14 protein-coding genes are annotated in these 12,976 nt (G+C 58.6%); 9 read left to right on the forward strand and 5 right to left on the reverse strand.

The annotated features are described in order from the left end of the window. Position 1: 1 nt before the first annotated feature. Both folX and yfcG read right to left on the reverse strand, forming a co-directional pair. Positions 2 to 373: a dihydroneopterin triphosphate 2'-epimerase gene (gene folX / locus ACJ8J1_RS02450; protein ID WP_025303682.1), complete on the reverse strand. Its 372-nt coding sequence runs from the start codon at positions 371 to 373 to the stop codon at positions 2 to 4. A 111-nt stretch (positions 374 to 484) separates the two neighbouring features. Continuing rightward, positions 485 to 1,114 (reverse strand): GSH-dependent disulfide bond oxidoreductase, encoded by a 630-nt coding sequence (gene yfcG / locus ACJ8J1_RS02455; RefSeq protein ID WP_033643872.1) that lies wholly within the window; start codon positions 1,112 to 1,114, stop codon positions 485 to 487. Positions 1,115 to 1,347: 233 nt separating this feature from the next. Between yfcG and yfcE the strand changes: the two genes are divergently transcribed. After that, on the forward strand, positions 1,348 to 1,899 hold the full coding sequence (gene yfcE / locus ACJ8J1_RS02460) for a phosphodiesterase (RefSeq protein WP_033643871.1): 552 nt from the start codon (positions 1,348 to 1,350) through the stop codon (positions 1,897 to 1,899). Positions 1,900 to 1,999: 100 nt separating this feature from the next. Continuing rightward, positions 2,000 to 2,545, forward strand: a complete 546-nt coding sequence (yfcD, locus tag ACJ8J1_RS02465; RefSeq protein ID WP_004936086.1) for an NUDIX hydrolase YfcD — start codon at positions 2,000 to 2,002, stop codon at positions 2,543 to 2,545. Between the two features lie 53 nt (positions 2,546 to 2,598). Here yfcD and ACJ8J1_RS02470 read toward each other — a convergent pair whose 3' ends face one another. Beyond that, on the reverse strand, positions 2,599 to 3,618 hold the full coding sequence (locus ACJ8J1_RS02470) for a LacI family DNA-binding transcriptional regulator (protein WP_033643870.1): 1,020 nt from the start codon (positions 3,616 to 3,618) through the stop codon (positions 2,599 to 2,601). A 310-nt stretch (positions 3,619 to 3,928) separates the two neighbouring features. Here ACJ8J1_RS02470 and ACJ8J1_RS02475 point away from each other — a divergent pair, with 310 nt between their 5' ends. The 7 genes from ACJ8J1_RS02475 to ACJ8J1_RS02505 all read left to right on the forward strand — a co-directional run bounded on the left by ACJ8J1_RS02475 (position 3,929) and on the right by ACJ8J1_RS02505 (position 9,196). Continuing rightward, positions 3,929 to 4,372, forward strand: coding sequence for a PTS sugar transporter subunit IIA (locus tag ACJ8J1_RS02475; protein ID WP_033643869.1), 444 nt, complete (start codon positions 3,929 to 3,931; stop codon positions 4,370 to 4,372). Positions 4,373 to 4,464: 92 nt separating this feature from the next. Beyond that, entirely contained in the window at positions 4,465 to 4,746 is a 282-nt protein-coding gene (locus ACJ8J1_RS02480) for a PTS sugar transporter subunit IIB (RefSeq protein ID WP_025303676.1), read from the forward strand. 23 nt (positions 4,747 to 4,769) lie between these two features. Continuing rightward, positions 4,770 to 6,149, forward strand: coding sequence for a PTS ascorbate transporter subunit IIC (locus tag ACJ8J1_RS02485; protein WP_004936074.1), 1,380 nt, complete (start codon positions 4,770 to 4,772; stop codon positions 6,147 to 6,149). A 13-nt stretch (positions 6,150 to 6,162) separates the two neighbouring features. After that, positions 6,163 to 7,014, forward strand: a complete 852-nt coding sequence (locus tag ACJ8J1_RS02490; RefSeq protein ID WP_033643868.1) for a transketolase — start codon at positions 6,163 to 6,165, stop codon at positions 7,012 to 7,014. Next, positions 7,007 to 7,966, forward strand: a complete 960-nt coding sequence (locus tag ACJ8J1_RS02495; RefSeq protein ID WP_033643866.1) for a transketolase family protein — start codon at positions 7,007 to 7,009, stop codon at positions 7,964 to 7,966. Before ACJ8J1_RS02490 ends, ACJ8J1_RS02495 begins: the two co-directional genes overlap by 8 nt. 223 nt (positions 7,967 to 8,189) lie before the next feature. Beyond that, positions 8,190 to 8,660, forward strand: coding sequence for a putative T6SS immunity periplasmic lipoprotein (locus ACJ8J1_RS02500; RefSeq protein WP_229597901.1), 471 nt, complete (start codon positions 8,190 to 8,192; stop codon positions 8,658 to 8,660). Positions 8,661 to 8,749: 89 nt separating this feature from the next. Further along, a complete protein-coding gene (locus ACJ8J1_RS02505; RefSeq protein ID WP_033643865.1) occupies positions 8,750 to 9,196 on the forward strand; it encodes a hypothetical protein in 447 nt (148 codons plus the stop codon). A 111-nt stretch (positions 9,197 to 9,307) separates the two neighbouring features. Here the strand turns inward: ACJ8J1_RS02505 and pta are convergent, their stop codons facing one another. Beyond that, complete coding sequence (gene pta / locus ACJ8J1_RS02510; RefSeq protein ID WP_004936066.1) at positions 9,308 to 11,467, reverse strand: phosphate acetyltransferase; 2,160 nt, start codon at positions 11,465 to 11,467, stop codon at positions 9,308 to 9,310. Positions 11,468 to 11,541: 74 nt separating this feature from the next. Then, positions 11,542 to 12,744, reverse strand: coding sequence for an acetate kinase (gene ackA / locus ACJ8J1_RS02515; protein ID WP_004936063.1), 1,203 nt, complete (start codon positions 12,742 to 12,744; stop codon positions 11,542 to 11,544). Positions 12,745 to 12,976: the final 232 nt, after the last annotated feature.

Below are 12,976 nucleotides of genomic sequence, written 5' to 3' on the forward strand. Positions count from 1 at the left end.
ATTAGTCCCGGCGGTAGCTCATGGTCATGGAAACCGAGTCGGCGTAGCGCAGGGCCAGAAGTTTATCTATCTCCACTTCAGCATAGGTCACCCAGGCGTGTTCTTTTACGATATCGAGCACATCCTGCGTTAATTTTTCCAGCAACGCGAAACGGTTATCTTCCACATGGCGGATGATCGCTTTGGTGATGGTGCGGTAGTTGAGCGCATCGGCGATATCTTCGCTGTTGCGCGCCTTGTCCGCCGGGTAGTGGATCACCACGTTGATCAGGACGTCCTGTCGGTTGTTGATTTCCTCTTCCTTGATACCGATGAACGTGCGCAGCCGCAGATTTTTAATGCGAATAACGGCGTCGGGTTGACTGAAAGACATCAGAGATTCTCCATAGGTCTGATTATTAGCGTTCAGAATACACGGAAAGTAGGGAAATGATAACGCAGGGACAATGTGACTCCCCGGCCGACGGGGAGTCGGGGGAGGCACTTAGGCTTGTTCGGTCAGTTTGTAGGCGCGCTCGGTCGCCGGGCGATTGCTGATGCGCTCGAACCAGTTGCGCACCGCCGGGTAATCCGCCAGATCGATGCGCTGGCGCGGATGCGACACGACCCACGGGTAGGTGGCGATATCGGCGATGCTGTAGTTATCGCCGCCCAGGTACGGGTGTTTTTGCAGTTCAGCTTCCAGCACGCCGTACAGCCGCTTGGTCTCCAGATGGTAACGCTCGATGGCGTAAGGCACCGGCTGCGGCGCGTAGTGGTTAAAGTGGTGATTCTGCCCGAGCATCGGCCCGAATCCGGCCACTTGCCAGAACAGCCACTGCAGGGTAGCGGCGCGTTCGCGCAGGCCCTTGCTCAGCAGCTTGCCGGTCTTCTCCGCCAGATACAGCAGGATTTCCCCGGATTCGAACAGGCTGATCGGCGCGCCGCCGTCCACCGGTTGCTGATCGACGATCGCCGGGATTTTGTTGTTGGGAGAAATGCTCAGAAAGTCCGGTTTGAACTGCTCGCCGGCGCTGATGTTTACGCGATGGATACGGTAGGGTAAGCCGACCTCTTCCAAAAACAAGGTGATCTTGTGACCATTGGGAGTAGGCGCGTAATACAGGTCAATCATGTTGCCTCCTGCGGTAAGGTGATCTGTAATTCATTACACGTTGCTGCGGTCTTCGCCGCGCACAAAGGTATATCAGAGATCCAACAATAGCAGCTAAGGATAGCAGGCTATGTGGGATTCGTCCGATGCTATCTGCGCAGTTGGATCACAATTCTCCACCGGGGCGGGCGGCGGTTTGCCGCACGGCGCCGGCGCGGTAAAATGGCGCTTATTTCCCTCTATAGGACAAGGTTATGAAGCTGATGTTCGCCTCGGATATCCACGGTTCGCTGCCGGCGACCGAACGCGTGCTGGAATTGTTCGCACAACACGGCGCCGACTGGTTGATTCTTCTGGGTGATTTGCTGAATCACGGCCCGCGCAACGCGCTGCCCGCCGGGTATCAGCCCGCTCAGGTTGCCGAACGATTGAATCGCTATAGCGACAAGATCATCGCCGTTCGCGGCAATTGCGACAGCGAGGTCGATCAGATGCTGCTGACGTTTCCCATCGAGGCGCCCTGGCAACAGGTTTTACTGCAAAAAAGACGATTGTTTTTGACCCACGGTCACCTTTATCATCCCTCGGCACTGCCGCCGTTATCCTGCGGTGACGTCTTGGCCTATGGCCATACGCATCTGCCGCAGGCGGAGCGGCAGGGTGAGATCTATTGCTTCAATCCGGGCTCGGTCAGCATCCCGAAAGGGGGCTTTCCCGCCAGCTACGGCATGTTGGAAAGCGGCACTTTGCGCGTGCTGACGCTCGACGACGGCAAGGTCGTCGCGGAGGTGGCGTTAACACGCTAAACGCACTAATTTATACACACACAATAAAAATCTTTGAAAAACACTCATTGATTAACCAGCGCGCGGGATTGCATCGCGCCAAAATAGAAGGTTTTAGAGGATGGCGGAACAGGGTCAGGCTGCAGATACCGAGTGGGTTGATATCGTCGACGAGCAAAACGAGGTGATTGCTCAATCCAGTCGTCAACAGATGCGGGCGGAGCGGCTGCGTCATCGTGCTACCTATATTGTGGTGCATGATGGGATGGGAAAAATTCTGGTGCAGCGTCGCACCGAGATCAAGGACTTCTACCCGGGCTGGCTGGACGCGACGGCGGGCGGCGTAGTGCAAAGCGGTGAAAACGTGCTGGATTCGGCGCGCCGCGAGGCGGAAGAGGAGCTGGGCATCGCCGGCGTGCCTTTCGCCGAGCACGGTCTGTTCTACTTCGAGGAAGAGCAGTGCCGGGTGTGGGGGGCGCTGTTCAGCTGCGTATCGCACGGGCCGTTCGCGCTGCAGGAAGAAGAAGTGGCCGAGGTGTGCTGGCTGACGCCGGAAGAGATCACCGCCCGCTGCGACGAGTTTACCCCGGATTCGCTGAAGGCGCTGTCGCTGTGGCTGACGCGCAACAATGAACAGGATTACGGCAAGCCGCTCGACAATCACTGAGCCGCCTGCGCATGGAAAAGCCGGTCATCGACCGGCTTTTTTTACGGACGGATTCAGCAGCTGTCGCGGCGGCACAGCGTGGCGGGCAGGGAGCCTGGCGGCTGCCAGGGATGCTCGTTCAGCCGCGCCAGCAGCGCCTGGCCGGCCTGAATGCCGATATCGCGATGCGGAATGGTCATGGTGGTCAGCGGCGGCTGGCACACCCGGCTGAACTCGCTGTTGCCGAAGCCCACCACCGCCAGATTATCCGGCACCTTGATGCGCCGCCGCTGGCATTCATACAGTACGCCGCCCGCCAGTTCGTCCGACGCGCACACCAGCGCGTCCAGCTCCGGCCAGGCCAGCAAGAATTCCGGCAGCTGCTGCGCGCCGGTGCTGAAGCTGGCGGGCTGCGCGGCGTTGATGACCCGATGCGGCGACATATGGTTGCGCAGCAGCGCCTTGTGCCAGCCCTGCAGGTGCTGCTGGAAAATCCACTGCTCCTGATTGGCGCACAGCAGCCCGATATTCTGGTAACCGCTGGCGATCACCGTTTGCGTCAGCTGATACATGGCCGCCACGTAATCGATGCCGATGCTCATGTCGATCGGATCGGCGCGTACGGCGCCGATCTCCACCACCGGAATGTTGGTGGCGATCAACGCGTTGCGGGCATTTTGCGAATGCTCGACGCTGAGCAGCACCGCCGCCGCCAGGTTGTAAGAGAGCAGCGTCTCCAGCAGTTTCTCCTCGCGTTCCAGGTGGTGCTGCGACTCCGCCAGCATGATGTGATAGCCGGCGGGCTGCAGCACTTTCTGCAGGCCGGCGAACATCTCGGCGCAGCCGGATTCGGACAGGCTGGGCACCACCATGGCGATGGTGTAGGACGAGGCCGAGGCCAGCGAGCTGGCGGCCAGGTTGGGCAGATAGCCCAGCTCGTTTACCGCCGCGTCTATCTTCTCGCGCAGTTTGTCCGAAACCTGTTCCGGCGTGCGCAGCGCGCGCGACACCGTCATGGTGCCGACGCCCGCCAGCTGCGCTACGTCAGCCAACGTCACCCTGCCTGTGCTGCGGCGTTTTTTACCGATCGACATGCCTAATCCCGACTGAAATGCGCGCGCGGCGCATAAAGATTGTGATGGTGGGAAGCCGACGGCGCGGTTTCGACGATCCCAGTATGCGGCACATTCTACCCCGTAACCCGGAAGAGCGAGAAAAAATTGTGGTTAACGCCGCGCCGCGGCATGGCGTTTTGATAGCGCTATCACAGTTCTGCATGATAGCGCTTTGGTAGCGCTATCTTTGTGATGCCAATCACTGTGCAGCCGAGAGGGGTTGATTAAAGTTTTACCGTCGTCGGTGAATTAATCACCGGCCGAAACCATCAACGCTTGGGAGGGTAACGTGCTGAAAGAATGGCTGACCGCCGATCATATACAGCTGTGCGAACGGGTGGAGGACTGGCGCCAGGCGGTAACGCTGAGCGCGCAACCGCTGCTGCAACGCGGCGTGATTACGCCGAATTACCTGACGGCCATCTTTCATCAGCAGGAGCAGCTTGGCCCCTACTTCGTCCTGGCGCCGGGCATCGCGATGCCGCACGCGCGGCCGGAGCAGGGCGCCAACGCGCTGGGGCTGTCGCTGTTGAAGATCCACCAGGGCGTGAATTTTCATTCTGCGGATAACGATCCGGTTCAGGTGGTGGTGATGCTTTCCGCACCCGACGGCAACAGTCACATTGAAATGATTTCGCAGTTGGCGGAATTATTTTCCGATAACACGGCGATGGAGGCGTTATTTCACGCCACAGATAAACGGCAAATTGAGGATATTATCGCCCGCTATTAACGTTTAATCACCAGGAACATTATTAATGCCCATAACGTCGGGAATATTCCCGGCGGCGCTACCCTACACGCTAAATTCAACAGGTGGATATCATGAAAATCATGGCGATTTGCGGTTCAGGTCTCGGCAGCAGCTTTATGGTGGAAATGAACATTAAAAAGGTGCTGAAAAAGATGGGGGTGGAGGCGGAGGTCGAGCACTCCGATCTGTCGTCCGCCACTCCCGGCGCCGCCGACGTGTTCGTGATGGCGAAAGACATCGCCGACAGCGCCAGCGTACCGGCCGAGCAGCTGGTGGTGATCAGCAACATCATCGACATTAATGAGCTGGAAGCCAAGCTGCGCGCTTACTTCGAAGCCCACTCAATCATCTGAATAAAACGATTGGCGAGGTGGATATGTTTATCCAGGAAACGCTTAAGTTTGTGGTGGATATATTAAAGGTGCCTTCGGTACTGGTCGGGCTTATTGCGCTGATCGGTTTGCTGGCGCAAAAGAAATCGTTTTCCGACGTGGTGAAAGGCACGGTAAAAACCATTCTCGGCTTTATCGTTTTGGGCGGCGGCGCCACGGTATTGGTCGGGTCGCTCAATCCGCTGGGCGGCATGTTCGAACACGCGTTTAATATTCAGGGCATCATTCCGAATAACGAAGCCATCGTCTCCATCGCGCTGGAGAAATACGGCGCTTCCACCGCGCTGATCATGGCGTTCGGCATGGTGGCGAATATCGTGGTGGCGCGTTTTACCCGATTGAAATACATCTTCCTCACCGGCCACCACACCTTCTACATGGCCTGCATGATCGGCATCATCCTGACGGTGGCGGGCTTCGAGGGCGTACAGTTGGTGTTCACCGGCGCGCTGACCCTGGGGTTGGTGATGGCGTTCTTCCCGGCGATCGCCCAGCGCTATATGCGCCGCATCACCGGCAACGACGATATCGCCTTCGGCCACTTCGGCACCCTGGGCTATGTGCTGTCCGGTTGGATCGGCTCGAAAGTGGGGAAAAACTCGCGCTCGACCGAAGAGATGAACCTGCCGAAAAACCTCAGTTTTCTGCGCGACAGCTCCATTTCGATCTCGATGACCATGATCGTCATCTACCTGATCCTGGCGATCTGCGCCGGGCGGGCCTATGTGGAAAGCGAGCTCAGCGGCGGCCAGAACTACCTGGTGTATTCGATTATCCAGGCCATCACCTTCGCCGCCGGGGTATTCATTATCCTGCAGGGCGTGCGCTTGATTCTGGCGGAGATCGTGCCGGCGTTCACCGGCTTCTCGGAAAAACTGGTGCCTAACGCGCGGCCGGCGCTGGATTGCCCGGTGGTTTACCCCTATGCCCCCAACGCGGTGCTGATCGGCTTCCTGTTCAGCTTCCTCGGCGGGTTGGCCGGGCTGTTCCTGCTGGGGCAACTGAAGATGGTGCTGATCCTGCCCGGCGTAGTGCCGCATTTCTTCACCGGCGCTACCGCCGGGGTGTTCGGCAACGCCACCGGCGGGCGGCGCGGCGCGATGCTGGGCGCTTTCGCCAACGGTCTGCTGATCACCTTCCTGCCGGTGCTGCTACTGCCGGTGCTGGGGGCGCTGGGCTTTGCCAACACCACCTTCTCCGACGCCGACTTCGGCGCGATCGGCATCCTGCTGGGCAACATGGCGCGCTTTATGTCGAAAGAGATGATCATGCTGGCGATTGTCGCCGTGTTTGCGCTGCTGGTGGCGCATAACTTCCTGGGAAAACGCAAAGGCGCGCCGGCCGCTGACCGCGTCGAGAAATAATGAGGGCAGAGTGATGAACGACACAACGAGCGAAACGGAAATTGAAGAGCTGCGCGCCCTGGCGCGCGCCATCCGCCTGGAAACATTGAAGGCGTTGACCGGGCTGGGGTTCGGCCACTACGGCGGCTGCATGTCGGTGGTCGAGACGCTGGCGGTATTGTACGGCGGCGTGATGCGCATCGATCCGGCGGATCCGGACTGGCCGGAGCGCGATGACTTCGTGCTGTCGAAGGGGCACGCCGGCCCGGCGCTGTACAGCACGCTGGCGATCAAGGGCTACTTCCCGCTGGCGGAGTTGCAAACCCTCAATCAGAACGGCACGCGCCTGCCGAGCCATCCGGACCGGCTGCGCACGCGCGGCGTGGATGCCACTACCGGCTCGCTGGGGCAGGGCGTGTCGATCGCCGCCGGCATGGCGCTGTCCCATCGGCTGGCGGGGCGCCGCAATCGGGTGTTCAGCATCCTCGGCGACGGTGAACTGAACGAAGGGCAGTGCTGGGAGGCGTTCCAGTTTATCGCCCACCACAATCTGAACAACCTGACGCTGTTTATCGATTACAACAAACAGCAGCTGGACGGCGCGCTGGACGAGGTGATCCAACCGTTCGATCTGGCCGCCAAGTTCCGCGCTTTCGGCTTTGAGGTGCAGACCATCAAGGGCGACGACATTGCGGCGCTGCTGGCGGCGGTGAGGCCGGCGCGCGGCGGAGAACAGCGGCCGCTGGCGATCGTGCTCGACAGCATCAAGGGACAGGGGGTGACCTATTTGGAAAACCTGTCGAACTCACACCACCTGCGCCTGACGCCGGACGTGCAGCAGGAGATTGAAAAAGCCATCGCCGAACTGGAGGCCGCCCATGTTTAACGTAGTGACGCAGTTGGAAAACGACGCCGTCGAAATGCGCAAAGTCTATGCCGGCGCGGTGCGGCGGCAGATTGAAGCGGGCGCGCCGATCATCGCGCTGGAGGCGGATCTGATGAGCTCCATGGCGATGGACGGCGTGCATAAGGATCACCCGCAGCACGTGATTAACTGCGGCATCATGGAGGCTAACGTGATCGGCGTCGCCGCCGGGCTGTCGCTGACCGGCCGGGTGCCGTTCGTGCACACCTTTACCGCCTTCGCCAGCCGCCGCTGTTTCGATCAGCTGTTCATGTCGCTGGATTATCAGCGCAACAACGTCAAGGTGATCGCTTCCGACGCCGGGGTGAGCGCCTGCCACAACGGCGGCACCCACATGTCGTTCGAGGATATGGGCATCGTGCGCGGGCTGGCGCACTCGGTGGTGCTGGAAGTGACTGACGCCACCATGTTCGCCGACATTCTGCGCCAGCTGATGGATCTGCGCGGCTTCTACTGGGTGCGCACCATCCGCAAGCAGGCGACGCGCATCTACCAGGACGGCTCGCGCTTTACCATCGGCAAGGGCAACCTGCTGCGCGACGGCGACGATATCACGTTGATCGCCAACGGCATCATGGTGGCGGAGGCGCTGAAGGCGGCGGAGATGCTGGCGCGGCAGGGCGTCAGCGCGGCGGTGATCGATATGTTCACCCTCAAGCCTATCGACCGCAAACTGATCAAAACCTACGCGGCCAAGACCGGACGCATCGTCACCTGTGAAAACCACAGCATTCATAACGGGCTGGGATCCGCAGTGGCGGAGGTGCTGGCGGAAGAGTGCCCGACGCCGATGCGGCGCGTGGGGGTGAAGGAGCGTTATGGCCAGGTGGGCACCCAGGCGTTTTTACAGCAGGAGTATGGCCTGACCGCCGAGCATATTCTGGAGGCTGCTGGGCAGCTGCTGCAAAAATAGTTCTCGAGTCAATAACAACTGCTGTAACGAATGAGGTCTGGTGCTCTGGACAAAGCACATAGCTTCCTGCCCAGTATCTGAGTCATGACTCACGCGTTATCAACTGAGAAGCCCCTTAGGGGGCTTTTTGTTTTTAATGGATAATAGATGGCCAATGCTTAGGTAAAAAGAGATAATAAAAATAGTATAATAAATACAATTAGTTATATTCATGGAGTGAATAATGATAACAGCAAGAGGCTCGTTCAGAAGGCTGACGCTAGGCGAGATCACGCTATCCCGTTCTACGCTCATCATGATGATGTTGCTCAGTGGCTGTATGCTTGAAAAGCAACGTTTTTATACTGCGGATATTACGCTGAGGGGAAATGATCTCTGTTTCTCTTTACCGCAAACCGACCCAACACAGAGTGGCAGGGTCAGTCTGGTCAGTATCGCTATTGAACACCGGTTGGGTAGCCAAACGCATGAACTCTGGCGTAGGACCATTCTACCGCCGAAGCCCGTTGAGACGATTACGCCCGGCCAATGTATCCCATACTCGTTCAAGGCATTTGAGAGCAATGTGCCATATACCGTGGCAATCAGTACCGTAGATCCTCAGGATGCAGATTCCAAACGTTTCTGGCAGCGCAGTTTCTCGCTGAAAATCAGTGACGGCCAGATTTCGCAGGTTATTGCCAGCGCGAAGTAATAAAGCCAGAGAAGGGATGAATGAGATGACTGGGGCAGCAATGTGTGTGAAGCGGGGTGATTGGTATAACGCTTGAGAAGGAATTGATTATGCAACTCGGCATGGTTACTAAATGGGCTCATCGGCTATTGACGACGGTTTTGTTGGTTATTGTCGTTGGCTTTGCGGGGTATTGGTATGCCACCCGCGATACTTATGACGATAAGCTCTACAGCAAAAAGCAGTTGACCGACGAGATTTGGCTCTATGTCACCGAGTACCAGAATGCGGGGGCCACCGACACGGATGTGTATCGTTACTATTTGAACGGAAGCCTGGATGGCGACCCTATCAACGTGCTGAGTCAAAGCGCGCCAATTTTGACGGCGGATCGGGCTGATGCAACTATCCGCGGCGAGGGCAACCGCGTCACCATCAATTTTTCCGGGAAGGTGTATTCCTTTACGAATTCGGCATTTTTCTATGCCACGAAAAGCCAAATCCCCATCATGCCTACCATTGATTTTTCTGCACGGGGCGTCAGCGCTTGGCGATGATGGTGGGTGCTGCGGATTTGGCGGGTATTGTCTAAAACAGCATCATCACCAAGAATATCAGGCATAAAAAAGCCAGTCAGGATTACCTGACTGGCTTTTTTTAACGGTTTATTACGCCTTGGCGGCGGCAGCGTCAGCCTGGGAAGACTGGATCGCCGTCAGCGCGACGGTGTAGACGATATCGTCAACCAGTGCGCCGCGCGACAGGTCGTTCACCGGCTTGCGCATGCCTTGCAGCATCGGGCCGATGGAAACCAGGTCAGCGGAGCGCTGTACCGCTTTGTAGGTGGTGTTGCCGGTGTTCAAATCCGGGAAGATGAACACGGTCGCCTGGCCGGCCACCGGTGAGTTCGGCGCCTTGGACTTGGCAACGTCGGCCATGATGGCGGCGTCGTACTGCAGCGGGCCGTCGATGATCAGATCCGGGCGTTTTTCCTGCGCCAGACGGGTCGCTTCGCGCACTTTCTCTACGTCGCTGCCCGCACCGGAGTTGCCGGTGGAGTAGGAGATCATCGCCACGCGCGGCTCGATGCCGAAGGCCGCGGCGGAATCCGCAGACTGGATGGCGATTTCAGACAGCTGCTCGGCGGTCGGATCCGGGTTGATCGCGCAGTCGCCGTAGACCAGTACCTGGTCAGGCAGCAGCATGAAGAACACGGAGGAGACCAGCGAGCTGCCCGGTGCGGTTTTGATCAGCTGCAACGGCGGACGGATGGTGTTGGCGGTGGTGTGAACCGCACCGGAGACCAGGCCGTCGACTTCGCCTTGTTCCAGCATCAGGGTGCCGAGCACCACGTTGTCTTCCAGCTGCTCGCGCGCGACCACTTCGGTCATGCCCTTGCTCTTGCGCAGCTCAACCAGACGTGGCACGTAGTTTTCACGCACGGCGACCGGATCGACGATTTCGATGCCTTTGCCCAGCTCAACGCCTTGCGCTGCCGCGACGCGCTGGATCTCGTCCGGGTTGCCGAGCAGCACGCATTCCGCGATGCCGCGTTCGGCGCAGATGGCCGCCGCTTTCACGGTGCGCGGCTCGTCGCCTTCCGGCAGCACGATGCGCTTGCCGGCTTTACGCGCCAGCTCGGTCAGTTCGTAACGGAACGCCGGTGGAGACAGGCGGCGTGAACGCTCAGAGGTAGCGGTCAGCGAGTCGATCCACTCGGTGCTGATGTGGCTGGCCACGTAGTTCTGCACTTTCTCGATGCGCTGGTGGTCGTCCGCCGGCACTTCGAGGTTGAAGCTCTGCAGGCTCAGCGAGGTTTGCCAGGTGTTGGTGTCAACCATGAACACCGGCAGGCCGGTCTGGAAGGCGCGTTCGCACAGCTTCTTGATCGGCTCGTCGATGGCGTAGCCGCCGGTCAGCAGGATGGCACCGATTTCCACGCCGTTCATCGCCGCCAGGCAGGCGGAGACCAGCACGTCAGGGCGGTCTGCGGAGGTCACCAGCAGGGAGCCAGGGCGGAAGTGTTCCAGCATGTGCGGGATGCTGCGCGCACAGAAAGTCACGGACTTCACGCGGCGGGTCATGATGTCGCCTTCGTTGACCACGCGGGCCTTCAGGTGGCGAGCCATGTCGATGGCGCGGGTGGCGATCAGATCGAAACTCCACGGCACGCAGCCCAGAACCGGCAGCGGGCTGTTGGCGAACAGCTGCGCAGGATCGACGTGGGCGATGCTGGCCTTGGTGGAGTCGTCGAAGATTTCGGACAGGTCAGGACGGGTGCGGCCCTGATCGTCGACCGGCGCGTTCAGCTTGTTGATGATAACGCCGGTGATGTTTTTGTTCTTGCTGCCGCCGAAGCTGGTGCGCGCCAGTTCGATGCGCTCTTTCAGCTGCGCCGGGGAGTCGTTGCCCAGCGCCAGCACGAAGACGATCTCGGCGTTCAGGGTTTTGGCGATCTCGTAGTTCAGCGCGTTGGCGAACTGATGCTTGCGGGTCGGCACCAGGCCTTCGATCAGCACCACTTCCGCGTCTTTGGTGTTCTCGTGGTAACGAGCCACGATCTCTTCCATCAGCACGTCTTGCTGGTTGGAGCTCAGCAGGCCCTCAACGTAGTCCATGCGCAGCGGTTCGGCCGCCGGAATGGTGGAGTTGCTGCGGATGATGGTGGTGGTCTGGTCGAGTGCGTTGTCGCCGGTGCGCGGTTGAGCGATAGGTTTGAACACGCTCAGACGAACGCCTTTTTGCTCCATGGAGCGGATGACACCCAGGCTGACGCTGGTCAGGCCGACGCTGGTGCCGGTGGGGATCAACATAATAGTACGTGACACAGAATAGTCCTCTTCACGATTAACATGAGGCTAAAACAACACCGTCAGCCTGGGCTGACGGTGTTTTGAGAGCATTACGCGGTCAGGCGGGATGCGTCCTGCGCGATGACCAACTCTTCGTTGGTCGGGATCACCAGCGCCAGGCGGCTGCCGTCTTTGGTGATGGCGCCGGATTTGCCGAAGCGAGCGGCCATGTTGCGGTCGTGGTCGATTTCGAAGCCCAGCAGGCCCAGTTTGTTCAGGGTCAGCTCACGCACCATGCCGGCGTTCTCGCCGATGCCGCCGGTGAAGATCACCGCGTCCAGACGGCCTTCCATCAGCGCGCTGTAGGCGCCGACGTATTTGGCCAGACGGTGGCAGAACACGTCCATGGCGCGTTTGGCGTCGGCTTTGCTGTCGTAGTTGTCTTCAACGTAACGGCAGTCGCTGGTGACTTCGGTCAGGCCCAGCAGGCCGGATTCTTTGGTCAGCATCTTGTTGATCTGATCAACGCTCATGCCCAGAGAATCGTGCAGGTGGAAGATGATAGCCGGATCGATGTCACCGCTGCGGGTGCCCATTACCAGGCCTTCCAGCGGGGTCAGACCCATGGAGGTGTCAACGCACTGGCCGTTGCGCACTGCGGTGACGGAGCCGCCGTTGCCCAGGTGGCAAGTGATCACGTTCACTTCTTCTACCGGCTTGTTCAGCATCTTCGCGGCTTCTTGAGTCACGTAGAAGTGGCTGGTGCCGTGTGCGCCGTAGCGGCGAACGCCGTGGTCGCGGTACAGGCTGTACGGCAGGGCGTACAGGTAAGATTCTTCCGGCATGGTCTGGTGGAACGCGGTGTCGAACACGGCAACGTTCTTGTCAGCCAAGTGAGGGAAGGATTTCAGCGCTTCCGCGATGCCGATCAGGTGAGCCGGGTTGTGCAGTGGTGCAAACGGCACGGAATCTTTGATACCCTGCAGAACTTCGTCGTTGATCACGGCGGAAGCGGTAAACTTCTCGCCGCCGTGCACGATGCGGTGGCCGATAGCGGTCAGCTGCGCAGAAAGCTCTGGTTTTTGTGCCAGAATAGTATTAACAATGAAGTTCAGCGCTTCGCTGTGTGCAGCGCCGGCCCCCAGGGCAGCTTCGTGTTTGGCGCCGTCCATTTTCCACTTGATGCGAGCTTCAGGCAGGTGGAAACACTCGGCCAAACCGGAGAGGAATTCGTCGCCGTTAACGGCATCGATGATGGCGAATTTCAGAGAAGAACTGCCGCAGTTAAGAACCAGTACTAGCTTACTCGACATGGAAGTACCTACTTAAATAGTCGTGTTGTTAAAAGAAAATCGAACACACGTGGTGAATTAATCGTCAATCAGACAACAAGCGTAGCGCATAGTGCCGATGACATTTATGATTAACATCATGTGAAGTGCACAAATCACAGGATGATGGAAAAACCGATGATTTCTCTGCGGTTTAAATAATCTTGATTTTTATAGGGCTAAAAGTTGACAAAATTTACGTCATCTTCTACCG

It is taken from the genome of Serratia sp. CY37869 (genome assembly GCF_052168895.1).
Lineage (GTDB): Bacteria > Pseudomonadota > Gammaproteobacteria > Enterobacterales > Enterobacteriaceae > Serratia > Serratia ureilytica.